The following is a 24,274-nucleotide window of genomic DNA, read 5'->3' on the forward strand; positions in this document are numbered from 1 at the left end:
GAAAACCGGAAACCGTCTATTGTCCTTTTGTCAACCAGTGATTCCAATATGCATCGTCGATCCCGATTTCGATTCCGATTCCGATTTCGATTTCGATAAACCTGAGTTACATGCGATTGCCTTGCACGGGATGGCAATGCCGTCATCCGTCCACTGCCACAAGGGACACGCCAAGCTTGGCCTCGACCGCCTGGACTTTCTGCAGCTGATCCTCGCTGAGTGTCGACGGTTTCAGGTCGTGGCACTTGAAGGCAAGCAGGGTCTTGCCCAGGTCCTTTTCCAGGTCGGTGATGCTTTTTAAGGTGGCTTCGTTCATGGTGGTGTCAAGGGAACATAACATGGCTGGGTCCTCCTCGGGTTTGGGTTAAGGATCGGTGAGTATGGATCAAATCTAATCCAACCGGGGAAAGAGGGCAATATTGGCGGATTGACGGGTCACTGACGGGCAAAACCCATCAGTCACTGAGCCCCATAAGAAAGCTTTGCAGGTTGGTGCGGGTGTTGCGCAGGTTTAACTTCTGGCGCAGGTTGCGCCGGTGAAAATTGATCGTGGCCAGACTGAGGTTGAGCTGATCGGCAATCTCCTTGCTGCTGCGGCCCTCCCGGATCAGGGCGGCGACCTCGATCTCCTGGGGTGTCAATACCGCCTGGGCCGCCGACAGGCGACGCAGAAACGGCCGGGTCAGATCCCCGAGGCGTGCCTCCAGACTTGCCACCAGCGGACGGGCCCTTGCCGGCAGGGGCAGACGGGCCATCCGTTCGAGCACCGGCAGAACCATGCGACGCATATTGTCGAGCACATCGTCCTCCATCTCCCGCTGATCCACCTCCCGCTGGCGCAGGAGAACCCTGAGGGCCGTGTTGGACTCTTCCAGTTTTTGTTTCTCCTGCCACAGGGCCTGTTCGCTCCGGCGCAGGCGTTCCTCAGCCAGTTTCAGGGCCGTAATGTTTTCGTGGCTGACCACAATCCTCACGGGACCGGGGCCGGCGGCCCGGGTCACACGCATGTAGAACCAGCGCCGTTCCCGTGGTGAATGGCAGGGATAATCCATAACAAACTCTTCCATGCGGCCGGCGATCACATCCCGGATCCCCTGGGCAACGGACGAAGACGCCTCGGCCGAGTCTCCGCCGGCACTGTCACAAATCTCCAGATAATTGACGTTCAGCGTATCCGGCCGGATGCCGATGCGATTCTCCTCGGCAAAGGCTTTCCAGGCCCGATTCGTCTCAAGGATGAATCCGTTCTCATCAAGGATGGCCACATGGGCGGACAGGGAATCGAGTATGATTCGGGCCAGTCGACTCTCTCCCGTGGTCACTCCTGGTGAACGTTGTCCGTGAATCGCTTTTCTCGCCATGCGCCTCCTTGGAATCAGAACGCGTTTTGCCTCCCGGCCACTACGCACCCCAGGGCAATCGCATGTATCTTGATTTCTTTTTTCGCGGTCATGGACCGCTCCTACAGTTTCCTGTAAATGCGCCAATTTACAGCTTTTGCTGCAGGAGCTGACCTTGCCTGCGACAATGGTTCCCGATAGTTGGGTTACATGCGATTGCTCTGCTACGCACCCGGTCTGCTTTTGCATAACCCGGCCAATGCCGGCAGCCGTCGGACCGAGTTATGATTCGACTTCGTCATCGATCCACTCCCGGGCCCGGTCCCCCCCCTCGCGCCAGGCATAACAATTGTTTTTCAACCCGCGCGACATCATCTTGAAGGTATCATAATCGATGGGGTTGCTGATCCTGTAACTCCAGGCGCCTTGAAAGGCGGCCGGTGCCATGGCCGTCAGCAGCTCATGCAGGTGGGTACATCCGCCTTTGCGCGGCACCAGTTTCCTGATCCGGGCCATAAATCCGCCGGCAATGCACATCCCTTTAAGCGGGGTAAGCGTATGCAGGGTGTCGATGCAATCCGGGTGGGGAAATTCGGGCATTTCCACCTCGACATCCTTGATGACCATCTCCGGCACCGTGAGCTCCAATCGGACAATCATGTGGTGAACAGTGTAGGGCGGGCGAATTTCTCCGGAAGGGTGGTGAGAGTCGAGGAAGCGACGATCCTGCAGCGCACCTTCAACAATGATGGTGTCGCCGGAAGCCCCCTCGTAAATAACGGTATCGATGCTGCGGTTGTGCACAACTTTCTGTCGGGATTTATCGAATACGATCATGCTCGTCTCCGTGCGGTTTGTTTTGTCGCCCCTTCAGGGCGACATGGAAAGGATCGAATGGGTTTCGCTATCGCCTTCAGGATACTGCTTTTGGGCGGCGTTATCGCAATTCCATCGCCAAATGGTTCGATACAGCCGGCAGACCAGCATCCGCTCGTTTTGGCGGTTATAGTGGATCCGGCTGGGACAATCCCCCGGACAGATTGCTTCAAGCGCACAACCGGCACAGGCCGTCTGCCGGGGCTTTGTTTCGTGCAGGGCGGCAAGCCGCGGGTACTGCGGCTGCCAGACGGTACCTGCGGCGAATCGTGCGTCCCCCATGGTCTGCCCGCAGGGATAAACGTCCCCTCCGGGATCGACGGCCATACTTTCGCCGACGCACGCGTGGCAAAAAACAGGCCTTTTGCGCCGCGCCCGAAGCAGTTCCTGTTCCCGCAGCCGAATGGGAATTCGCCGACGCTGGTTGACGGCAGTCAACGCCGCCAGCATGCTGTGGATCCCGGTTTCCAACACCTGCGGATCGGCGGGCATGGCGACGCCGCCTTGACCGGCGCGGCCTTTGCCGACCAAGAGATCCAGGCCGACACCCCGGACGCAACCAAACCCCGCCAGGGTCAACACCAAACGGTCCAGGGTTGCGGCGCTGGCCTGGGTGACCACGGTGGTGACCCGGAAAGGAATGCCGGCACCTTCCAACTGCTGTAACCCGCGCAAGGTCTCGGCAGCCATCCCACGCTGCTGCTGGTGGATCGCAGGCGGGCCGTCCAGGCTGACCCCGATTTGAAAATTATATGTTTTGAACAGCGTCAGCAAATCCGGCGTAAGGCACGTGGCATTGGTTTGAATTCCCAGGCTGCGGCATCGGCCGGTCTTCCGTGCCAGAATGGCAGCCTTTTCGATGGACAACGGAACCAGGGTAGGCTCGCCACCGGTAAGCTGAAGATGAAATGGTTTCTGGGATGACGCCTGGCCGATGGCCTGCCGCATCACGGCTTCAGGCATGTCCGTTTCGCTATTTCCGTCACCGTTGTAGCAATAGGCACAACGCAGGTTACAGCGGTGGGTCAATGCAAGAATAAGATAACGGATGGCCATGATAAACAATGAAAGTATACTGATTGGTGTTGGCTGGTATGCATAGCCGGAGAAAGGCAGGTTGTCAACACCGGCGTGATGGTTCTTCACGGTGTTTTTTTCTAACGGCATAAGCACTCATTCACTTTCAAACGCGCTGTGCTATCGTTGGCGTAATCAACATTATCACCAGTGTGCCTGAAAAATTGGAAGCCACAGCCAAGGTCGGTTATGGCAGTAACGAAACGATCCGCCATAGCCTCGCGTTGGGCAAGCGTTTCACGGACAATTCCCTTGACAATTCCCAAAAGTCTCGAATACAAAGTAGTGTTTTAAATTTTTGACAGGCAATCAACGCTTGGCTGCCTCATAGCATTCGCAATGCAAAAAAAATAATCAAGGGCGTCCATCAGGACTTAATAGGGAATCCCGTGCAAATCGGGAGTGGACCCGCCGCTGTAACATCCATGTTTTCAGCCCATGCTGGGAACAACGCTGTTGGCCAAGACGCCACTGTTCGATTTTTCTCGAGCGGGAAGGCGGCCAATAGCCGGGTGAAACCAGAAGACCTGCCTTTGATCGATCGGTAAAACCCAACGTGGAGGATGGTGTTTTACTTACCCTACAGTTGTTCGGTTCGGGATAAAAAACGGTATCCCCGCGCTTTAACAGGCGCGGGGATTTTTTTTTGGGAGAACGAGAATATGAAAACACTCAGCGCGATCGTATTGGCCGTGGCCGTTTTTATGGGTGCCCCTGACATCAGCTTTGCCGACAGCACCGTGCCCGTCGCTTACTGGAAACTGTTGGATGAGGAGCGCTACATCCATCGCTTCGATCTGGAGCGTTTCGGCTGGCGGACAATTCGGAACATTCGCCGGCAGAACATGGATGCCGGCAAGAAGACCAAGTTTCTGACGCTTAATGCCCTGCCCCCTTCAGGCAATATCGGCGACATGCGAAAACTCGATGGGCAGTACCTGGTGCAGGCCAGTATCCTGGTACGCGATCCCAACGGGGATATCTCCCAGATCCCCGCCATGACCGCAGAAAAAGACAGCATAGGCCTTCCCGAAGACAACATGCTCATGGGGCGGTATCTGCTCGGCGCCCGAATTCCCTTAGGAGAGCACGATGTGGACGCCGACGGCATCAGCGAGTCCGTCTTTCTGTGCGCCAAGCATCTGGTCGTTCATCGTAGACATGGCGGACGGATGGGACACGCCTCAGTGGTCTTTTTCGATGATGGCGGGAAGATGCCCCTCGAAATCGGCCCGGCCATCAACACGGCCAAATCAAAATTCGGAGGCGGCATGCAGATTCCCCACGAGACGTATGAAATGATGGTCAAATACCAGGGTCGCCCCCTGCCTGGAGCAGCCGTCACGGTAACCACCGAAGGCAGCCAATGGGAAAAGACCTTCATCACCGACAAGGCCGGCAAATTCGCAATCATGCCCACCGATGACCGTTTTTCCCGGCGTGAATGGCAAAACTACCTTTACACGGCCACTCATCTCGATCGCCAAACGCACACTTACTATGTCGCCACCCTGCCCACGGTTGTCTATAGGAACCAACCCGAATGGCGCTCCAAGGCCATGGGGTTCGCCTTCTGGTCCATCATCGGCACCGGTGTCACCCTACTGATGGTGGCCGGCCTGACCCGCCGACGCCGGCGCCGGGACCGTCAGGCGCTGATCGTCTTCGAAAATCACAGAATTCAAAGGGATCTGCCATGAAGATATCCACCCTGCGATGGACCATCCTGACCGCCGCCTTTGTCATCCTGCTTTTCGGCGCCTATGGTGGGTTGTACTTTGGTTATTTCCTGCCGACTTTCTCCTGCTGCTGGGTGCGCGCCCGGGCCGGCACCTGCTTCATGCTGACCCTGCAACGGACGCTGGGCATGTTCACCTGGGAAAGTATGTTCATTCTACTCAAGCAGTTTATTTTCTTCTCGCTTCTGGTGATTCTCCTCGGCCGGGCATGGTGCGGTTGGCTTTGCCCGCTGGGTTTTGTTCAGGACCTGCTCGACCGTCTGAGGCAAGCCGTGGGCTTGGGGTATGTCCGCTTTTCGGAGAAGCTGCGCGGCGGTCTGGCGTGGATCAAGTGGGCCTTTCTCGCGGTTGCCGTTCTCCTGCCCATATGGGTCGCCTTTCCGGTGATGTGCCCGGCCGTGGCCCTGGGGCTGCAAATACCCTTCTGCCAGCTTTGCCCTGGCAAGTACATCCTGCCCTTATGCGTGGGCAACCCCGACCGGATATCGGTCAATTATGAGAATGGCACCCATGTGGTAATGTCCATCTTGGGGTTGACTTTTTCGATGGTCGCCCTGCTCGGGGCACTGATCAAGCGCCGCTTCTGGTGCGGCTTTTGCCCCCTGGGCCTGATTCTGGGGTGGTACCGCAAAATCAGTTTCATCAAACTCAAGAAAAATGACGCCGCCTGCACCCGCTGCGAAATCTGCTACAACGTCTGTCCCTCGGAAATCACGGAAGTTTTTCGCTCCCAGGGGAAAACGGATGTCACCACGGCCGAGTGCATGCTGTGCCTGAAATGCGTCGAAAACTGCCCCGAGGAAGGCGCGCTGAAAGCCACCTACCTGGGCAAGACTATTTACCGGTCCTCACCCGGCAAATTTTTTATCAAACGCGGCGTTAATTTGACACCCACTGAATCTGAAGGAGGTATGGGAAACAAATGAGACATGGGAAATGGTGTATTCTGCTCAAACTGGTAATATCGGCGGTAATGCTCAATGCGGTGAGTGTCTTTACCTGTCTGGCGGAGGATGGGCAAACCACGGTACAACAACTCGAAGAAATGGTGGTCCATGGCAGCGACATCAACCCCGGCATTTCAATGCAGCCTGGCAAGACAACCATCGAACTTGACGAATTCTCGGTCATCGGAGACACCGACAATGTAATGGATGTGTTGAAAACCCAGGCGGTGGTCGATTTTAGAGGCGAAAACGATCTCGACCCCGGGGTTGACAGCATTTATTTACGCGGCTTTGAGAGCTATCGCTTCGTGACGGCGTTGGATGGGGTGACCATTCAGCGTACCGGCGGCAACGGCGGCAGCAATCTCGTCGACTACGCCACGCTACCGCCATTTTTGATTGACCGGGTCGAGATTATCCCTGGGCCGCATTCGGCCATGGTTGACGCCAAGGCCATTGGCGGTGCCATCAATTTTGTCAGCAAGGCGCCACAAACTACGGAAAGCCTTAAGCCGGATCTCATTGTCAAAGGCGGCTACCGCACGTACAACACGATGAACAGCACCCTGTCGGCACAAGGCGCGGTCTCAAAGGTCAGCTACGACCTAGCTTACCGTAAATACCGCACGGACGGCTACCTGCGCAACAGTGCCAGCGACATGGACACCGTCTACGGCCGTTTAGGCCTCGTGCTGCCGCAGGACGGCTTTATCACCCTTGGTGCTTCTTACTCGGATGCGGACCGCGAACGGCCGGTCAACAATCCTGCTAAAGACGGCAGTGACTACGATCCCGACTATCCCGTAACCAGCGGTACCTCCCTTGACCCGGGCCAGAATCCAACCTGGGATAGCCTTTCCTACAACTACCGTCTCAATTACCAGCAAGCGCTGCCCATCGGCCGTATCAACCTGGGTGCCTTTTACGGCAAAGCCAACCGGGATCGGTACTATACCAGCGGCACCAAACTTGTTCATTATGACACACACTGGTGGCAGCAGGGCGGTAAGATCACCGACACGGTGGGTTGGACGGCCAATCACACGACGACGTTGGGCTTTGATTACGCACTGATGCACGATGATCTCATTGAAGATGAGAAGACCAAGCGCATTGACAAGCAGGGCAGCTTTTTGCAGCACCAGTGGCGCATCCGGCCCTGGCTGAATCTCAAACTGGGGGTGCGCTATGAAGATTTGAACGTCTGGATGAGCGGTAACGACCAAATTTATGAACGTCATTTTGCCGAATTGATCCCCAAGTCTTTTGTAACCTGGGATTTGGGCGTATTGGCCGCCTGGCTGCACGACACCTCCCTGTCGGCTGGCGTAAGCAAAATCTGGCATGCCCCGGATGCTCAGTTCATTTATCGCGGCCGAAGCAGGGTCGGTAAAGATCTGGAGCCCGAACATGGCATGGGCTATGACCTGATCCTCAGCCGCCGATTGTGGCACGATGTTGCCATCAAGATCGATTACTCTTTTTATGAAATCAAAGACTATTTTGTCAGCGCCACCAACGTGGACAAGGTCCACCGCAACGGCGTGGATGTGGAGCTGAACGGTCACATTATTGATCCGCTATCTTTTTATCTGACCTATGCCTGGCAGGATTTCAAGCACAAGGGCGATGACAAGAACCTGTTCGACGAATCCTATCTGAATGCGACAGGCTATCCGGCCATTGACCGGACTTATGGTGTTGGCTTGAGCTTCAAATTGTAGTTGCGATTGATTCGGCTAAGAAAGCGGGCCCATCGAACCAATCATAAACGGTCCCTTTCCAATAACCCTTTTGCCCAAGGTGAGCAAAATGAAAATCAGTGATATGGTGGCCAAACGGACCCGACGTCTGCTGAAAGGTGTCGCCCGCAGCGCCGCCGTCGAACTGGAACGGTTGCGCTCGATCCCCGGCACACCGGAGGAATTGAACTTTTTCTACGATGTGCTGGAAGCGGCTTATGTACGCAACGATCCTGCGCCGATGCTGGATGCGCGGCCGGACAAAGACCTGTTTGTGGGCGTTTACTGCATGGTGGTTCCCGAGGAGCTGATCTATGCCGCCGGCGCGATTCCGGTACGGTTGTGCGCGGGATGCTTCGAGTCCTCCCAGATCGGCGAGGACCGGGTGCCCAGGGACGGTTGCCCCCTGGTGAAATCATCCATGGGCCTGTCCATGCAAAAGGGGCTCAAGGTTTTCGACCTGTGCGACATAGTGGCCATTCCCACGACCTGCGATGCCAAGCGCAAACTGGGCGAAGAACTCTCGGCATTCAAGGAAGTCTGGATGATCGAGACTCCCCACATCAAAGATGCCGACTTCTCGCGGCGCATCTGGATGGAGCAGATGTACGCCCTGAAGGCAAAACTTGAAACCGTCAAACGCAACGGAACCCGGGGCAAGCGGATCAATGCGCGGCGCATGGCCGCCGCCATCCAGGACACGGCCCGTGCCCAAGCGGAAATGCGGCGTCTGCTCTCGTTAAGATCCGCCGAAAAGCCGCTTATCTGGGGCCGACAGGCCACCGCCGTGGTCAACGCCTTTGCCTACGCGCATGTCAACCGGTGGACCGAAGCCGTTACACGGCTGAACAACCGGTTGGCAGCCATGGCCGAAAACGATCAGCCAATGGCGGACAGCGGGCGACCGCGCATCTATATTGCCGGCAGCCCCTCGCTCTTTCCCAATCTCAAAATCCCCACCCTGGTGGAGGAGATGGGCGGTGTGGTCGTGGCCGACGAGTCCTGTGCCGGCGACCGCTACCTGTATGACCCGGTGGGCAGCACGGAAAAAAATCTCAACGACCAGATGCTCGGCGTGGCCTCCCGCTACCTGGCCCCGTGCGTTTGCCCATCCTTCACCCCCAACGACGATCGGCTGACCCTGATCCAGCGCATGATAACCGACTTTGCCGTGGACGGGGTGTTGTACCATGTACTCAAGGGGTGCGTTGTCTATGATTTCGAAGTCAACCGAGTCGAAAACGCGCTACGGAACAATCAGATCCCGTTGTTGCGTGTCGAAACCGACTACAACCCTGAAGACGTGGAACAGCTTAGGACACGCATCGAGGCATTTATCGAAATGCTCAAATCCAAACGCAGCCGCACGAAACAGGCGGTCTCGTAGATGAGGAAAATAAAATGAGCCAAACCTACTTCGCCGGCATTGACGCCGGTTCCACCTATGTCAAAGCCGCATTAATGGACGAAAACCAGGCCCTGGTGGCCTTTGACCAGCGACCGACCGGCATTGACGCCGACGGAACATCGCAAAAGATGATCGCGGCCATGGCCGAGGCCAACGGCATTCCTGCGGATCACATCCAAAATATCATCGCCACCGGCTACAGCCGGCGCATCATCAGCATGGCCAGGGACACGGTAACGGAAATCAAGGCCCATGCCCGCGGCGCGGCCTGGTCCGCCCCTAATAGCATCGGTATCCGCACGGTGATCGACATCGGCGGGCAGGACAGCAAGGTCATCGTCCTGGACGGCGACAATGAAATCCTCAATTTCGCCATGAATGACAAGTGTGCGGCCGGAACCGGCCGTTTTCTCGAATCCCTGGCCCGGGTGCTGGAGCTGGACATCAGTGAACTGGGCCCCCTCTCCCTTCAATCGAACATGCCACTTAGCATCAACAGCACCTGCGTGGTGTTTGCCGAGTCGGAGGTGGTTTCCCTGGTGGCCCGTAAAAAGAAACGCGAGGATATCGTCGCCGGCATCCATCACTCCCTGGCCAAACGCATCGCGGCCATGGCCCGCAAGGCAGGCGCACAACCAGGGATTCTTCTTACTGGCGGTGGTGGACGCAACGCCGGTATCGCCAGTGCTCTCGACGAGGCCCTTTTGATGGACATCCATGTGCCGGAATACCCCCAGCTCAACGGCGCCTTGGGCGCGGCATTGATTGGAATGACTGAAGACTGACGCGGATGCCAGGTCCGGCTTTACCAAGGGATCGCGAAAGGCGGAGAGCTCGGCGAGTATGGCCGTTCAGTTGTCATCGTTAGGAGAGAGCTTTTTTGAAGTCGCCGTCCTGGTGGTGACCGCCCATCTTCCCGTGATGATCATCGAGGGCATTATCACTGCATTTTGTGTTGGATTTTTCAAAAAAGTCAAACCGGTTTAACATCGTGCTTTTTCTGGTGCTGCCCATTACCTTATAGGGAACCATCGCGTTTTTTCTGGGGCCTTTGGCATGCACCCGGGAAGGTCTGCTCCTGGCGGCCCAGATCACCCTCAAATCCAATGCCATTCTCATGGTTTTTATCGCCTTGGTCGCAACCATGTCCAAGGAGAAACCAATGAATCGAGAAAAGTGCTATGTGGAATTGAAAAACCAAAATCGGAAGAAAGATAGCCCCCCATTGAAACTCGTCTACTTCAGTGTCACCTCCAATGAAATCCCCAACCTGAGCGAAGCCGCCAGGCTGTTTGTCGAAAATGTCGCCGCGCTTGACATATTCGCCCGCACGCGCACCCAGCTCGAGAACAACCCGGAACGTCAGGCTGAATTCGTGCGCCGGGCCCTGGCGGCCGATGCCGTGATCATCACCCTCATGGCCGGGAGTCACTCCTGCCCGGCCTGGGAGGCACTGACCGAAGCTCTTTCCGATCGGCGTGATCAAAAACGCCCCCTTCCCTACCTGCATATCCAGCCCACCGGCAGCAATCCGGACACCCTGACTTTGGTTCAGAAGCATTCCGACGGCCATGACGATGATGCCTGGCAAACCCTGAGCCGTTACTACCGTTATGGCGGAGTCGACAACCTGGGCAACCTGCTGCGCTTTCTCTACCGGCGGGCATGCGGCGGTAGTGTTGCGGTCACGGCGCCCCGTCAGCCGCCCTACGAGGGGTTGTATCATCCGGACCACGGCCATATCTGTGATGCCGACGCTTACCGATCGGCCCTGGACCCTGCCAAACCCACCGTGGGCATCTGGTTTTACCAGAATTTCTGGACCAGCAACAACAAAGCGCATATCGATGCCATGGTCCGGGAGGTGGAATCCCAGGGGGCCAACGTGATCTGCGTCTTTCACATGCGTTTCAAGGACACGGTACTGGGCAACCAGGGGCCCGATTACGTGGTCAAGCACTTTTTCATGAACGATGGCCGGCCGGTCATCGATGTGCTCGTCAATCCGGTGATGTTCAGTTTGCAGACAGCGGCACCGGAATACAAAGGCTTACTGGCGCGTCTGAACGTACCGGTCATCCAGGCGATCTCAACGGGTCGCAGTATTGCCGAATGGGAGGCCAGCGACCAGGGCCTCAACAATGTGGATATCACCATCAGCGTGGCCCAGCCCGAGTTGGACGGGGTGATCATCAACGTGCCGGTGGCCTCCAAACAGTGTGTGGACATCGACCCCCTGACCGGCGCGGCGGTCAACAAATACGTCGCCATTCCCGAACGCATGGCCCGGATGGTGCGTCTATCGCTGAACTGGGCACGCTTAAGGCGCAAACCCAACGCCGAGAAAAAGGTCGCCATTGTGTTCCACCACTACCCGCCGCGCAATGACCGCATCGGTTGCGCCGCGGGACTGGACTCCTTTGCCAGCGTGGTGGATCTGCTCGGCGCCATGAAAAAACAGGGATACCGTGTCGACACCGACTACCCCGATGGCGACGCCCTGGCCCACCATCTTTTGGCCGGCATGACCTGTGACCGGCGCTGGCTGCCCATGGACCAGATGGCCACGCGTGCCCGGGCCTCGGCCGGCCCCGGGACATACACCGGCTGGCATGAAAAGCTGCCCCAAACGGTACGCGAGAAGATGACCCACGATTGGCAGCCCATACCCGGCGATCTGTTCGTCCACGACGGGCGCCTTTTCTTCCCCGGGCTGATCAACGGCCATGTGTTTCTCACCATCCAGCCGCCCCGGGGATATTTCGAGCAACTGGACAAACTCTATCACGATCCGCACCTGTCGCCGCCCCACCACTACCTGGCCCACTACCGCTGGATCACGGAGACCTTCGGCGCCGATGCCGTGATTCACGTGGGCAAGCACGGCAGCCTGGAGTGGCTGCCGGGAAAAGCCGTGGGCCTGTCCGCGACCTGCTACCCGGATCTGGCCATCGGTGATCTGCCCAACATCTACCCTTACATCATCAACGATCCCGGCGAAGGCACCCAGGCCAAACGCCGGTCTTACGCCTGCATCATTGATCACCTGCCCCCGCCGTTGACCAACGCCGGGCTTTACGAAGATCTGGCAGAAGTGGAAAACCTGCTGTCGGAATATCAGGCGGCCAGGATCCAGGATCAGGGCAAACTCGATCTGCTCGCCCCGATGATCTGGGAAGCGGCCGAAAAAGCGGAAATCACCGGCGAGTTGAATCTTGATCAAACCACCGCCTTGGGCGACATGGAGACGTTTCTGGAAACATTGCACCATTACCTGGGCGAAATTGCCGACACGGCCATTGCCGACGGCCTGCATATCCTTGGCCGGGCACCGGTCGGGCAGCCCCTGGTTCGCACCCTGGTGCAGATGACCCGCCTGGCCAACGGCGAGGTGCCGCCCCTGCGCCGGGCCGTTGCCGCCGCCCTGGGCCATGACGCGGATTTTCTCACCCAACACCGTGGCCGGGTCATCGATACCGCCTCCGGCGCCACGGGCGCCCAGCTTTTGGACAGGGCGCACCATCTGTGTGAAGCCCTGGTGGCCGATCTGCTGGCCGGCAGCCATGATCCGGACGTGGTGACAACCGTTCAGCAGCGCCACCTGGGCAAAGCCACCCCCGATATTACGGACGCGTTGGCCTTCATCCGCGATGACCTCCTGCCCCGCGTGGAGCAGACATCTGGCGAGCAGACCGCCTGCCTGGATGCCCTGGCAGGTCGCTTCGTGCCGCCCGGCCCGTCGGGCGCGCCCAGCCGGGGCCAGGCCCATATTTTGCCCACGGGCCGCAACTTCTACTCCGTCGACCCCCAGAAGATTCCGACAAAGGCGGCCTGGGAGACCGGCAAACGGCTCGCCGATGCCCTGATCGACAAGTACCGGGAGGAGCATGACCGCTATCCCGACAATGTGGGGCTGATCCTGTGGGCCAGCCCCACCATGCGTTCAAAAGGCGACGATGTGGCCGAAATTCTCTACCTGCTGGGTGTGCGTCCGGTATGGCAGAAGGGATCGGGCAATGTGCGCGGTGTGGAAATCATTCCCGCGGCGGAATTGGGTCGGCCGCGCATCGACGTGACGCCGCGCATTTCCGGCATCTTCCGCGACGCCTTTCCCCTGCTGGTGGATTTGATCGATACCGCCGTTCAAATGGTGGCGGCCCTGGAGGAAAAACCGGAGCATAATTTCATCCGCCGGCATGTCATCCGGGACGTCGCGGATCTCACCGCCGACGGCCTGGATGAGACCGCCGCCTTCCGCCAGGCCACCTTCCGCATCTTCGGGTCGCCGCCGGGCAGCTATGGCGCCGGCGTGGCTCAACTGGTGGAGTCCAAGCAGTGGAAAACCACCGACGATCTGGGTGAGATGTATATCCGCTGGTCGTCTTACGCCTATGGCCGGGACACCTTTGGTCAGCCGGCCGAATCCGTTTTCCGGCGGACCCTGGGGCGCATGTCGGTCACGGTCAAGAACGAGGACACCCGTGAAAAGGACATGCTGGCCTGCACCGATTTTTACAACTACCACGGCGGCCTGGTCACCGCCGTGCATGCGGTTCAGGGCCGGCGGCCCCTATCCCTGGCCGGCGACAGCGCGGATCCCGATCAGGTGGTCGTCCGCACCACCACCGAGGAGACCCGGCACATCTTCCGCGCCCGCCTGCTCAATCCCAAATGGCTGGAAGGTCTCAAGCGCCACGGCTACAAGGGGGCCGGTGATATCTCCAAGGCCATGGATATCATCATCGGCTGGGACGCCACCGCCGACGTGGTGGATGACCACATGTACCGGCGGTTCGCCGAAAAAGTACCCCTGAACCCGGAAATGGCCGCCTGGATGAAAAAGGTCAACCCCCACGCCCTGCACAACATCATCGACAAGCTGCTGGAAGCTGCCGGCCGTGGCATGTGGAACGCCGATGAGGATACCCTGGAAGCCTTGCGCGATGCGTATCTGGATGCGGAGGGGGAGATCGAGGAGGTTACTGATCGCTAATCGGTGAGTAAAGACCGGTTATTACCAACCCAGCTCCACCGGATAGAAAAAACAACATCAGTCCATCCCGCATAAGACGGTGCCGCAATAAGAACGGAATATCCAGACAGTGTGGGAATCGGTAAAGCCATCGATTGAGCCGTGCGGAAGCATCATACCGTCTGGCGATGGTGCCGTCGTGCATGTCGATATAGAACAGGGTATGCGCCGGGTCGTCGAATGTGAGCCTCACCACCGGGAGCCGCAGTTGTCGTTTCTTGTCAACGTAATAGCGGTCGTATGTAGTCAAGATACGATGGTCGATCGGTTGATGCCCCGTCACGAGCCCCTGTGATGCAGCCAAGATATCTTCCAGGGAAAAACAGGCGATGGGGGAATGTCCAGACGCATCGGCCCGAATCAGGAACGATTCGGATGGTGATGTCCAGCACCGATAATAGGTTGTTCCCCTGAAGTACAACAGATCCATTTGACGAACGATATCGTGCGCCTGACTTGTGTTCAAGGCTTTGGCTGGATGCAATGCGAACCGGGTTGGATCGATGTCCCCGCCTGATAACGCCAAGGTTTCCTCACTCTTTGGTGCCGTGTTACTGTGCCAGTTAAATGGAGACAGGGACATCATGCCTGAAAACACCCACAGCAGCGTCGTCAGGCCAAAGACCAATCCCAGGTAATGGTGCCATTTTCTGATCCCGATAAACAGGCTGGATCTTTTGTAACGGCGACGTCCATATCCTTTCCAGCGGAAGCCAGCAACCCCGATCCACAACCCCAGCAGCACCGCCAGTGTAGCTATCGCTGAAAGCCAGATAATTACCTGCCGCCATAGTTCCAGATGTTTGCGCAGAACTGTGAAATACAGCCAGTGTGGAATCGATCCCAACCAAACCAGGCCGCGTTCTTGTTTTGTGACGACCTGGCAGACTTCTCCACTGGTCTTCGACACATACACCCAGGTGGCATCCTCATCCCGGCAGCACAATTTGTACAAGGGCCGGTACCAGACACCAGTGGCCGTACCGACGGTCCACTGATCCACGCCGTTCAAAGAGCGAATCTCGGCGACATCGATCGTTTTGCCTAAATAGTGGGATGCGGATTTTATGGCAGACTCGGGCGAAATAGTATCCAATATCGAACCGTCGTCAGCATAAACGACGTTCCGACGGCTTTCTTTCGTACGAAAAAAATAGGCCGGCCTGTCAATAAGCATATTGAGCCGGGCCTCTATCGGAGGTTCGGACAAACCGGTTTTCGCCCATGCTTCCCGAAAATCGATGGCAATCGTGTCAGCAATCAAAGGTGCAGTCCGGGGCAGTCGATCCCGTGAGGTTCGGTGAAACCTCGGATGATCGACATACATCATCACAATTCCGGACAGAAACCATAGGATCATCAGCGGACCGGTTGTAAGTCCCAGGATTTTATGTGCTTTGCGAAGCATACACATCCCTTTGGCAATAAAACGTCAAACTGGCGTGCAGTCCTTTCGGCCTGCACGCCGGGTCTGCCAACTCAAAGGTTGTAACGTCGAGTCAATTATTACTGAATCGATCTAAAAATCATATGTGTAGCTGAGCATCAGCGCCAGCGGAGTGCCCTGGTATTCATAAATAAAGGGTTCACCATCCGAACCGGTGGTTCTCCCGTACCCATATGTGGTATAATCTTTGTCGAAAAGGTTATCCACGCGAAGGGTCAGCGTATGGGCCAGATCGTTTCCGAAACGGACAAAGCCCGAGATGTCCGTGACCCAGTACTTCCCGTAATTGACGGCCCCGAATTCCGGGTAGTCGGTGCCGTAAACGTCGCCAATATAGCGAACGGAAAGATCCCCGCCGAACCGGCGGGAGGGATGCCAGTAGCGCAGCAATCCTTTGTAGAAGGATTCGGGGATATGGGTCAATTGAACATCGTCATCTTTGTTGGTCGCATCCGTGTAAACCGCGCTTAGAACGAAACTGAAACCTTTATAGGGTTGCGATGAAAGGCTGATTGCCCAACTCTCCAAATCCGTTTCACCATCGGTATTCTCGAAAACCAGGTCGTCACCCACGGCAATCATGTCTGTGATTTCTGAATAGTAGTAATCAACTGCAGCCGTAAAAAGGCCGAAGGTAGCCCCGAGCCCCGCTTCGACATTTAAGCTTTCTTCGGGATCCAAGTCCGGATTGCCGATGGCATAATCTTCGTCGGCATAAAGCTCATAGGCGTTGGCCAGCCGGAAATTCGTACCCACTACAGCTCTCGCGAAAAACGGCCCGAAAATCGGTGATCGCGCACTTGCATTCCATACAAAGCTGTCGCTTCCTCCCGTCTGATTATAACGGCCGCCAAGGGACATTTTCAGGTCGGGAATAAAATTGAAGTGCGGGCGAAGGGCAAAAAAACCGGCGTATACTTCCTCGTGATCACCCTTGATGACAACAACCTCGTCTTTTCCCCAGTAATTCTGGTAATCAAAGCCCAGCAACAGCTCGTTTTCTTCGAGAAAGAACCAGCTTCCCATCAGATTGACACCCCAATCTTCATATCCCCACAAGGCTTCGTTGTAAACAAACGTGCCGTCGAGTTCTTGCCGGGTGTATTCGGTCCACCACTCGTGATAATAGGCTTTAACGTAGTAGGATAAATCTTCTGCAATATCGTGATCCCATTTTAGAATACCCACATATTCGGTCCGATCGTTTACCGCCTTGTCTTCGTCGACTCTCATGAAATCGGCTTCCGCTTCGTTTCGCAGGATTGAACCCCGCAAGACCGCCCCGTTTCCCCAATCGACGTTTCTCTCGTACTTGGCCAACAGGCTATTTCTTATGTAACCGCGATCTTTTCGGGCAGCCCCTTCGATATGATCGTAATCTTCGTCACAAAAAGTCTGATACCCCTCCCATGCATCGTAGGATCCGTAAATCAGAAACCCGTTTTCGTTGATGGTTTCCGAGAGGTACCCATGGGCTTCGGCGGCATCATAACTCCCATATCCGGCCCCCAGGCTTCCATGTCGTTCTTTGGTGACCGGTTTGGTGATGATGTTGATCACGCCTGATGTGCCGTCTGTGCCGTAATACAGCCCCTCACCGGTCTTTAACACCTCAATCCTGTCGATCATCTTCACGGAAAGGGTGTCCAGATAGCCCCTCCCGTAAAGCCGGTTGTTGATCCGGACGCCGTCGATCAGGAAAATCACCCGCTTGGTGTCCCCTCCGTTCATACTCATACGCATATAGTCACCGCGACCGCTTTTTGAAGATACATAGAGACCCGGCACCAGGCTTTCCAATATCTGGTTGACATCAGCATATCCTCCGGCGGTTATCTCTTCACCGGTGACGATTTCCACCTTGTGACCGAACTCCTCCAGTTCGCCCGACAGGCGTTCCTCTATTTTCCTCCCCTCGACAACCATTTCTTCGAGCTCTTGCGTCTCCGAAAAAGATAGGGCCAAACAGGCAGGCATCATAACAAGAACAAGAGTGCCGTACAAAAAAAGTCGTAACATGAATTTCATCGATCGCGTGTTTCCAACCATAGTAACTCCTCCTTCATTCTTTTATTGGTTCAACTCGTTGCTGTCTTCCAAGAGGAGCGACTCGCAAGAGGAGCGACTCGCCGGCTGGATTTATAGCTATCACTATCGAACTTGATACGCTTTATCCCGTAATATCCCCGGATATGACCGCTTCACATCCAGAAACCCCGCTGAGGGCCAGAATGCCGAAAGCCGGAATACTGCGTGTATTAGCGGTCATGATAAAAAAAAACCCGGACCGCAAAAATCGATCCGGGATCTCCCTTTTACATCCACAGATAGTACTTAGGTTCGACGTCGTCCTCGTGGTCGACCCTCTTCGGGTTCAGGCAGGTATTCTGACTCCCGGATCTTCCTACCGGCTGCGCCTTCCCGACCTGTCGGTCAGTGGCAATGTGCAGCTTTCGTCCCCGGTTACAGCGGCGGGTCCGTCCCCGACTTTCACGGGGTTCCCTCTTGGCAATCCCCCTTGCATAGTTCTCAACAGCAAGTGGACTCGCACCTGATCCTCTTCTCTTTTCTAAAATCATACCGCCGTACCAGGAATTTGTTTGCATGTCAACGTTAGAGGGTATTTGGCAGCGCTGGCAGATCTGTGAGATGGGGTTACATTAAGAATTCTATTGACAATCCTTTAAATTCTCGAATAGGAATCATTGTTCTCTCAATTAAAGGTGTCCGCCAGGACTTAATGGGGAATCCCGTGTAAATCGGGAGTGGACCCGCCGCTGTGACATCCATGTTTCCACCGCATGCCGGAAACGACGCTGCTGGCCAATACGCCACTGTTCCGTTTTTCATGGACGGGAAGGCCGCCAGGAGCCGGATGAAACCAGAAGACCCGCCTTTGATGAATCGGTAAAACCCAACGTGGAGGATGGTGTTTTACCCCAATAGAGTCGATCGGTCCGGGATAAAAAACGGTATCCCCGTGCCCTAACAGGTGCGGGGATTTTTTTTGGAGCAAACAAGGAGTATGTATCATGCACATATCAGAAGGTGTTATTTCAGCACCGGTTCTCATCGGCAGCGGCGTCCTCACAGTGGCAGGCACCGCCATCGGATTAAAAAAAATGGACTATGAGCACGTTGCCCAGGCGGGGATCCTGTCGGCAACCTTTTTCTTGGCCTCCCTGATCCACGTTCCCATCGGCCCGTCCAGCGTCCACCTGTTGCTCAACGGTATTGTGGGGCTGATGCTTGGATGGGGGGCCTTTGCGGCCATCCTCGTGGGGCTGGCCCTGCAAGCCATGCTTTTTCAGTTCGGGGGGATTACCGTTCTTGGGGTAAACACCCTGAATGTGGCCGGTCCGGCCGTGTTGTGCTACTACCTGTTCGGTCGGCTGGTGCAGAAGGACACCGGACTCGCCGTTGTCGGGGCCTTTGCCTGCGGGGCACTTTCGGTGCTTCTGACGTCACTCATGGTCGCACTTTCCCTGCTTTTTACGGAGGAGAGCTTTTTTGAAGTCGCCGCCCTGGTGGTGACGGCCCACCTTCCCGTAATGATCATCGAGGGCATTATCACTGCATTCTGTATTGGATTTCTCAAAAAGGTCAAACCCGATTCACTGCCTGGTTTTTCAACAAGCCCCGGGGAAAGCACTGTCCAATAAGGAGAACGTTATGAAACGAAACAAAAAAAAAGTGCTACACCAGGCAAACAGATGTCTCATCCGGACAGTTTTGCCAACCATTATTTTCATTCTGGCCGCAACGGGTCCCGCACTGGCCCACAAGTTTCTCGCCAGCGGATGGGTGGAGGGGGATACGGTTGTTCTTGAGGCGGCTTTTGGCAACGGAGACATTCCCCACAATGCCGAAGTCCTTGTTTTGGACGACGCGGGCACCCTGCTTCTTTCCACTACCACCGATGATGAGGGAATCTGTTCATTTACAATTCCCCAAAAAAGCGCCCTGCACATTAAAGTAAAGGCCGGCATGGGACATCAGGCTAAGATCCTTATCCCTCTGGAGGAGGTGGCAGCCGCCTTCCCAGCAAAGGATACGCCTGCCGCCTCGGCGGCGTTGCCGTCAACCGAAGCGGATAGAACCGCACCAGCTGATTCGCAAATGGTTTCAGGTCTTAGCGCACAGGGAATTCAGGCCATCGTGGAAAAGTCCCTGGATAATAAGCTACGTCCCATTATCCGCAAACTCTCGGTAAAAGAGAATACCGGGCCAAACGTTAAGGATATCGCCGGCGGCATTGGTTATATCTTCGGTCTGGTGGGCATTGGGACCTATTTCAATTATCGGCGGCGAAAAAAAGCCTGAATCACGGGTAAAGACGCCTATGTTGAGTGAATCCTTTGCTCAGGGAGTCTCTCTGCTCCACCGGCTCGATCCACGGTTGCGGATTGTTTTTGCCACGCTGTTTTCATTCCTTTTGGCGCTGTCCCTGAAGTTTCCCACCCTGGTCAGCGGACTGGCTCTGTCCGTCATCTTAGTGTGGATCTCCCGGCTTCCCCGGATGGAAGTCGCCAAGCGGCTGACCGTCATCAATATTTTCAACATTGTGCTTTTCTTGGTGCTTCCCGTTACCTTCGAGGGAACCACCGCGTTTTTTCTGGGACCGGTGGCATGCACCCGGGAAGGTCTGCTCCTGGCGGCCCGCATCACCCTCAAATCCAATTCGATTCTCATGATTTTCATTGCCCTGGTCGCCACGATGTCCATTGCCACCCTGGGGCATGGATTGAACCGGCTCCACATGCCGCAGAAAATCGTCTATCTGATGCTGATTGCCTATCGCTATGTATTCGTGCTGGAACAGGAATACCAACGACTGAGCACGGCCATCCGGATCAGGGGGTTTGTCCCTAAATCCAATATACATACCTATAAGACCTATGCCTATCTGTTCGGCATGCTGCTGGTCCGCGCCCTGGCAAGGGCGGATCGGGTCTACCAGTCCATGCTGTGCCGGGGATTCAAAGGAAAGTTCTATTGTATTCATCAATTCTCTTTTTCCCGGACGGACCGGATCTGGTCGGGTTGTCTGTTTTTAACCCTGATTTTGCTGGGAGGAATGGAATGGCTGGCGCCAACAATCTTCTGATTGATCTCGAGACGTCTGTTATTCCTATCCAGGTCGGGGCCTGAAACAGCGGAGTTGAGAACCGGATCACCTGCAAATTGTACGGCGGAGAGAAAAAAATGGTCAGCCCGCCGAATCCGTTTTCCGGCGGACCCTGGGGCGTATGTCGGTCACGGTCAAGAACGAGGACACCCGTGAAAAGGACATGATGGCCTGCACCGATTTCTACAACTATCACTGCGGCCTGATCACTGCCGTGCATGCGGTTCAGGGCCGGCGTCCCTTCTCCCTGGCCGGCGACAGCGCGGACCCCGATCAGGTGGTCGTACGCACCACCACCGAGGAGGCCCGGCACATCTTCCGCGCCCGCCTGCTCAATCCCAAATGGCTGGAAGGTCTCAAGCGCCACGGCTACAAGGGGGCCGGTGATATCTCCAAGGCCATGGATATCATCATCGGCTGGGACGCCACCGCCGACGTGGTGGATGACCACATGTACCGGCGGTTCGCCAAAAAAGTGCCCCTGGACCCGGAAATGGCCTCCTGGATGAAAAGGGTCAACCCGTATGCCCTGCACAACATCATCGACAAGCTGCTCGAAGCCGCCTCCCGGGGCATGTGGCAGGCGGATGAGGAAACGCTGGACGCGTTGCGGGAAGCCTTTTTAGACGCGGAGGGGAAGATTGAGGAGGTTACTGATCGGTAGCAAGAAATATTTCTGTTGACAAATCAAGACCAATCCCATTATGGGATAGTGTTCATTTTAGATGTGTTTGTAACCCTCTCGACCAAAACCCGACGACAAGGCAAAAAATACTTCCATGCGTAGCATCGCATCTATGATGCGATCGTTTTGGAATGTTTTTGGTTAAGGATCGGGAATTTTATTAATTGAACAAAATTGCTTGTTCTTGCGCCCGTCTTCCGCGTTGCATCAACGGCCACATACTCCCAGTATGCAACCGTTGATGCGCCTTGAAGACGAACACAAGCCCGGCGCAATTACGTCCAATTAATTTCATCCCCGATCCTAAGCGGACTTCGGTCGTGACGTTCAGGCAAACACGCGTACGGTCATGGGTGTCCTTTGAGGACTTAATAGGGAATCCCGTTAAAGTCGGGAGCGGACCCGCCGCTGTAATCCCGTATTTCTTAAGAAGAAAACCTTTACAGCAGTATGATGCCACTGTTTCCCGGCAGGGAAATGGGAAGGCGGCTGTAAAGGCGGGAAAGCCAGAAGACCTGCCGTCATGACTCTTTTTGAAAAGCCTTCGTGGGCAAGGCCTTTTCATGACGGTTCAGTGGATAAAATCGGGGAATCCCGAACCGGTAACCAACCGGTTCGGGATTTTTTTTCGATCCGGCGACTCATTTTCATTGTTGAAGCGGAGGAGGTTCGGAATGAAACGATTTGTAATCCAGTTGAATCACAGGCGGTTTTTCTCTTCTATTTTCCTGATCGGTCTGATTTTGCTTGCCTTTCAACATCCTGTCACGGCAGATGAATCCCAGGCCAGTCAACCTGCGGCAGAGATAGTAAGTATGGATGACATCGTCGTCACCGCCACGAGATCGGAAAGATCGGCAGCTGAGATATATGCCGACGTGGAGGTTATCTCCAGCGAGGAGATTGCCGACTCGTCCAGCAATGACCTGCTGGATTTGTTGCGGGGAATCCCCGGTATGGACAACCGGGGGCAGACAGGCCAGGGCGGATGGTTTTCCACTGACATCAGGGGCATTGACAGCAGCCGGGGCATGTTGATGATGGTCGATGGGGTGCCGTTGAATTCCGGATTGTCCGACTTTACCTATACTTCCGGTATCGATCTGAGTATCATCGACCAGATCGAGGTGGTCAAGGGAAACTTTTCTTCTCTTTACGGAAGCAACGCCATGGGTGGGGTAATCAACGTCATCACCAAGAAAAGGGAGACCGACGGTTTCGACATTACCGGCAGGATGGACGCCGGCGACTTCGGGTTCTATGAGTATGGGTCGAACGTCATCGGCCGAAAGGGCAGGCTGACCTATTCCATCAATGCCAGCCAGCAGCACTTCGACAACCGCTACCGCCGGGATCAACAACTGGAATATGAGAGAAGCGGCATGATGGGCAATTATACGTACACCAAGGTTTATACCGATATCGAGGATGCCGATTCCGACAACTCGAGGGTATTCGCCCGCATCGACTATGATGTGGACGACACCACGGGCTTCACTCTCTCAGGAAATTATGCCACGTCAAGCGAAAATTTGGGAAAAAGCGAGAATTTGCCTACGGTTCGTGATCTCGGGGACAAGGAGCAGGACACCTATTTCCTGAACCTCAACGCCCACACGACCCTCCTGGATGATCTGGATCTAGATTTACAGCTCTATACCAACTACGACGAGCGAGACACCAACAAGGAACAGCGGGTCAGCAGCGGAATGATGGGGTCGTCCTATGAAATGGGTCATCAGAATTTCTGGGGCCGCAACAACGGCCTGCAAATCAAGGCCAACAAATCAATCTTTGCAAGACACTATATTACGTCCGGCATCGATGCTAATTACAAGCAAGGGTACTGGAAGGAAACCTATGAGGACGGCGAGGTGATCGACACGACCCTGGACAAAACCATGACGAACTACGCGGTCTACCTTCAGGACGAAATCGACTTGGCCCCGGTGACGATCACCCTTGGCGGGCGCTACGATGCCAATTCCGAGTCGGAAGACGCCTTTTCGCCCAAGCTCGGGCTTTTCTATAAAATGTCCGACAGGATCAGTTTTCATGGTTCCGCTGGGAAAGCATTTCGTGCGCCGACGCTTCAGGAAATGTACCAGCCGACCTGGCTGATGGGCATGTACTTGTTTTATTCAAACCCGGACCTGGAGCCCGAAACCGTCTGGTCCTACGATCTGGGAACCACAATAAAAATAACCCCGAAAATCGATTTCTTCGTGACCGGCTTTTATTCCAAGGCCGAGGATCTCATTAGCACTTCGCCGACAATCATCGACGGTCAAACGGTGAGAATTTATGAAAACTTGGAGGAGGTGGAAACTGACGGTTTCGAAGCCGGCATTGAGGGCTGGCTGACGCCGTGGCTGACCTTCAACCTGAACTACACCTACACCCACTCGGTGGAAAAGGGTGAGGGGCGCCTGGCGGATGTTCCCCTGCACCAGGCCAATTTAAGCTTGGGAACCAGAACCCCCATCGGGAAACACCTTGTCCTGAACACCACACTCAATGCCAGGTACAGCGGGGAAACCACTTATGTCGACAGCATGACCGACATGACCGTGGAGAAACTGGACGGCTTCACGGTCATGGATTTTATCGTGCGCCTCAACATTCTGGAAAAGCACAGCCTTAAATTCGCCATGTACAACATTCTCGACGAGGAATACCAGGTACACGGCTCCAATCTCGGCCCCGAACGATATTTCTGGGCAGGCGCGGAGTTCACGTTCTGATCAACATTAAATAAAAGCCGGAGGAGAACCGATCCGGCGCTGCCGGGGGATCATGGATGTTATGCCCCCCCTTGTACCGCCGGCGCCTCCGGTTTTTTCAAAATCGGGA

At 55.6% G+C, this 24,274-nt stretch carries 18 protein-coding genes and 4 riboswitches; of the genes, 12 read left to right on the plus strand and 6 right to left on the minus strand.

The genetic code is table 11. The features are described 5' to 3' along the window. Positions 1-142 precede the first annotated feature (142 nt). The 4 genes from GN112_RS14080 to GN112_RS14095 form a co-directional block, all read right to left on the minus strand. A complete protein-coding gene (locus GN112_RS14080) occupies positions 143-340 on the minus strand; it encodes a hypothetical protein (RefSeq protein ID WP_155310800.1) in 198 nt (65 codons plus the stop codon). A 115-nt stretch (positions 341-455) separates the two neighbouring features. Continuing rightward, positions 456-1,361: a helix-turn-helix transcriptional regulator gene (locus tag GN112_RS14085; RefSeq protein WP_155310801.1), complete on the minus strand. Its 906-nt coding sequence runs from the start codon at positions 1,359-1,361 to the stop codon at positions 456-458. A gap of 261 nt (positions 1,362-1,622) precedes the next feature. Beyond that, complete coding sequence (locus tag GN112_RS14090; RefSeq protein ID WP_155310802.1) at positions 1,623-2,177, minus strand: DUF2889 domain-containing protein; 555 nt, start codon at positions 2,175-2,177, stop codon at positions 1,623-1,625. 33 nt (positions 2,178-2,210) lie between these two features. Beyond that, positions 2,211-3,383, minus strand: coding sequence for a radical SAM/SPASM domain-containing protein (locus GN112_RS14095; protein WP_155310803.1), 1,173 nt, complete (start codon positions 3,381-3,383; stop codon positions 2,211-2,213). Between the two features lie 251 nt (positions 3,384-3,634). After that, a riboswitch (cobalamin riboswitch) is annotated at positions 3,635-3,842 on the plus strand. A 113-nt stretch (positions 3,843-3,955) separates the two neighbouring features. Between GN112_RS14095 and GN112_RS14100 the strand changes: the two genes are divergently transcribed. The 7 genes from GN112_RS14100 to cobN all read left to right on the plus strand — a co-directional run bounded on the left by GN112_RS14100 (position 3,956) and on the right by cobN (position 14,122). After that, complete coding sequence (locus GN112_RS14100) at positions 3,956-4,993, plus strand: carboxypeptidase-like regulatory domain-containing protein (protein ID WP_155310804.1); 1,038 nt, start codon at positions 3,956-3,958, stop codon at positions 4,991-4,993. Beyond that, positions 4,990-5,958 carry a 4Fe-4S binding protein gene (locus tag GN112_RS14105; protein ID WP_155310805.1) on the plus strand — a complete coding sequence of 323 codons (969 nt, stop codon included), beginning with the start codon at positions 4,990-4,992 and terminating at the stop codon, positions 5,956-5,958. The genes GN112_RS14100 and GN112_RS14105 overlap by 4 nt, the downstream gene beginning before the upstream one ends. After that, positions 5,955-7,703 carry a TonB-dependent receptor gene (locus tag GN112_RS14110; RefSeq protein ID WP_155310806.1) on the plus strand — a complete coding sequence of 583 codons (1,749 nt, stop codon included), beginning with the start codon at positions 5,955-5,957 and terminating at the stop codon, positions 7,701-7,703. The genes GN112_RS14105 and GN112_RS14110 overlap by 4 nt, the downstream gene beginning before the upstream one ends. An 88-nt stretch (positions 7,704-7,791) precedes the next feature. Continuing rightward, on the plus strand, positions 7,792-9,108 hold the full coding sequence (locus tag GN112_RS14115; RefSeq protein ID WP_155310807.1) for a 2-hydroxyacyl-CoA dehydratase family protein: 1,317 nt from the start codon (positions 7,792-7,794) through the stop codon (positions 9,106-9,108). Positions 9,109-9,122: 14 nt separating this feature from the next. Next, a complete protein-coding gene (locus GN112_RS14120) occupies positions 9,123-9,914 on the plus strand; it encodes an acyl-CoA dehydratase activase (RefSeq protein ID WP_155310808.1) in 792 nt (263 codons plus the stop codon). 58 nt (positions 9,915-9,972) lie between these two features. Then, complete coding sequence (locus tag GN112_RS14125) at positions 9,973-10,116, plus strand: energy-coupling factor ABC transporter permease (RefSeq protein ID WP_155310809.1); 144 nt, start codon at positions 9,973-9,975, stop codon at positions 10,114-10,116. A gap of 175 nt (positions 10,117-10,291) precedes the next feature. After that, on the plus strand, positions 10,292-14,122 hold the full coding sequence (gene cobN, locus GN112_RS14130) for a cobaltochelatase subunit CobN (protein WP_155310810.1): 3,831 nt from the start codon (positions 10,292-10,294) through the stop codon (positions 14,120-14,122). Here the strand turns inward: cobN and GN112_RS14135 are convergent. Together GN112_RS14135 and GN112_RS14140 are read right to left on the minus strand one after the other, a co-directional pair. Further along, complete coding sequence (locus tag GN112_RS14135) at positions 14,109-15,569, minus strand: PepSY domain-containing protein (protein WP_162458937.1); 1,461 nt, start codon at positions 15,567-15,569, stop codon at positions 14,109-14,111. The two genes, cobN and GN112_RS14135, sit on opposite strands and share 14 nt — an antisense overlap. Before the next feature lie 111 nt (positions 15,570-15,680). Then, positions 15,681-17,534, minus strand: a complete 1,854-nt coding sequence (locus GN112_RS14140; protein WP_162458938.1) for a TonB-dependent receptor plug domain-containing protein — start codon at positions 17,532-17,534, stop codon at positions 15,681-15,683. Positions 17,535-17,968: 434 nt separating this feature from the next. Continuing rightward, positions 17,969-18,178: riboswitch (cobalamin riboswitch) on the minus strand. A gap of 134 nt (positions 18,179-18,312) precedes the next feature. Next, a riboswitch (cobalamin riboswitch) is annotated at positions 18,313-18,520 on the plus strand. 120 nt (positions 18,521-18,640) lie between these two features. Between GN112_RS14140 and cbiM the strand changes: the two genes are divergently transcribed. The 5 genes from cbiM to GN112_RS14165 all read left to right on the plus strand — a co-directional run bounded on the left by cbiM (position 18,641) and on the right by GN112_RS14165 (position 24,165). Beyond that, positions 18,641-19,270, plus strand: coding sequence for a cobalt transporter CbiM (gene cbiM / locus GN112_RS14145; RefSeq protein ID WP_155310813.1), 630 nt, complete (start codon positions 18,641-18,643; stop codon positions 19,268-19,270). Between the two features lie 10 nt (positions 19,271-19,280). Next, positions 19,281-19,931: a NikL family nickel/cobalt ECF transporter subunit gene (locus GN112_RS14150; RefSeq protein ID WP_155310814.1), complete on the plus strand. Its 651-nt coding sequence runs from the start codon at positions 19,281-19,283 to the stop codon at positions 19,929-19,931. Positions 19,932-19,950: 19 nt separating this feature from the next. Beyond that, positions 19,951-20,715 carry a cobalt ECF transporter T component CbiQ gene (cbiQ, locus tag GN112_RS14155; RefSeq protein ID WP_155310815.1) on the plus strand — a complete coding sequence of 255 codons (765 nt, stop codon included), beginning with the start codon at positions 19,951-19,953 and terminating at the stop codon, positions 20,713-20,715. Between the two features lie 76 nt (positions 20,716-20,791). Then, on the plus strand, positions 20,792-21,400 hold the full coding sequence (locus tag GN112_RS14160; RefSeq protein WP_269434974.1) for a cobaltochelatase subunit CobN: 609 nt from the start codon (positions 20,792-20,794) through the stop codon (positions 21,398-21,400). Positions 21,401-21,755: 355 nt separating this feature from the next. Further along, a riboswitch (cobalamin riboswitch) is annotated at positions 21,756-21,960 on the plus strand. Positions 21,961-22,095: 135 nt separating this feature from the next. Further along, the gene (locus tag GN112_RS14165; RefSeq protein WP_162458939.1) at positions 22,096-24,165 is read left to right on the plus strand and encodes a TonB-dependent receptor plug domain-containing protein; all 2,070 of its coding nucleotides are present in this window, start codon (positions 22,096-22,098) and stop codon (positions 24,163-24,165) included. Positions 24,166-24,274 lie beyond the last annotated feature (109 nt).

Origin of the sequence: Desulfosarcina ovata subsp. ovata, assembly GCF_009689005.1 — a bacterium.
GTDB lineage: Bacteria > Desulfobacterota > Desulfobacteria > Desulfobacterales > Desulfosarcinaceae > Desulfosarcina > Desulfosarcina ovata.

Coding starts and splice junctions, on each gene's coding strand:
- GN112_RS14150 (WP_155310814.1), top strand. CDS start 19,281: ATGAAACGAAACAAAAAAAAAGTGCTACACCAGGCAAACAGATGTCTC.
- GN112_RS14135 (WP_162458937.1), bottom strand. CDS start 15,569: ATGCTTCGCAAAGCACATAAAATCCTGGGACTTACAACCGGTCCGCTG.
- GN112_RS14120 (WP_155310808.1), top strand. CDS start 9,123: ATGAGCCAAACCTACTTCGCCGGCATTGACGCCGGTTCCACCTATGTC.
- GN112_RS14165 (WP_162458939.1), top strand. CDS start 22,096: ATGAAACGATTTGTAATCCAGTTGAATCACAGGCGGTTTTTCTCTTCT.
- GN112_RS14110 (WP_155310806.1), top strand. CDS start 5,955: ATGAGACATGGGAAATGGTGTATTCTGCTCAAACTGGTAATATCGGCG.
- GN112_RS14080 (WP_155310800.1), bottom strand. CDS start 340: ATGTTATGTTCCCTTGACACCACCATGAACGAAGCCACCTTAAAAAGC.
- GN112_RS14100 (WP_155310804.1), top strand. CDS start 3,956: ATGAAAACACTCAGCGCGATCGTATTGGCCGTGGCCGTTTTTATGGGT.
- cbiQ (WP_155310815.1), top strand. CDS start 19,951: ATGTTGAGTGAATCCTTTGCTCAGGGAGTCTCTCTGCTCCACCGGCTC.
- cobN (WP_155310810.1), top strand. CDS start 10,292: ATGAATCGAGAAAAGTGCTATGTGGAATTGAAAAACCAAAATCGGAAG.
- GN112_RS14105 (WP_155310805.1), top strand. CDS start 4,990: ATGAAGATATCCACCCTGCGATGGACCATCCTGACCGCCGCCTTTGTC.
- GN112_RS14085 (WP_155310801.1), bottom strand. CDS start 1,361: ATGGCGAGAAAAGCGATTCACGGACAACGTTCACCAGGAGTGACCACG.
- GN112_RS14090 (WP_155310802.1), bottom strand. CDS start 2,177: ATGATCGTATTCGATAAATCCCGACAGAAAGTTGTGCACAACCGCAGC.
- GN112_RS14095 (WP_155310803.1), bottom strand. CDS start 3,383: ATGCCGTTAGAAAAAAACACCGTGAAGAACCATCACGCCGGTGTTGAC.
- cbiM (WP_155310813.1), top strand. CDS start 18,641: ATGCACATATCAGAAGGTGTTATTTCAGCACCGGTTCTCATCGGCAGC.
- GN112_RS14125 (WP_155310809.1), top strand. CDS start 9,973: ATGGCCGTTCAGTTGTCATCGTTAGGAGAGAGCTTTTTTGAAGTCGCC.
- GN112_RS14115 (WP_155310807.1), top strand. CDS start 7,792: ATGAAAATCAGTGATATGGTGGCCAAACGGACCCGACGTCTGCTGAAA.
- GN112_RS14140 (WP_162458938.1), bottom strand. CDS start 17,534: ATGGTTGTCGAGGGGAGGAAAATAGAGGAACGCCTGTCGGGCGAACTG.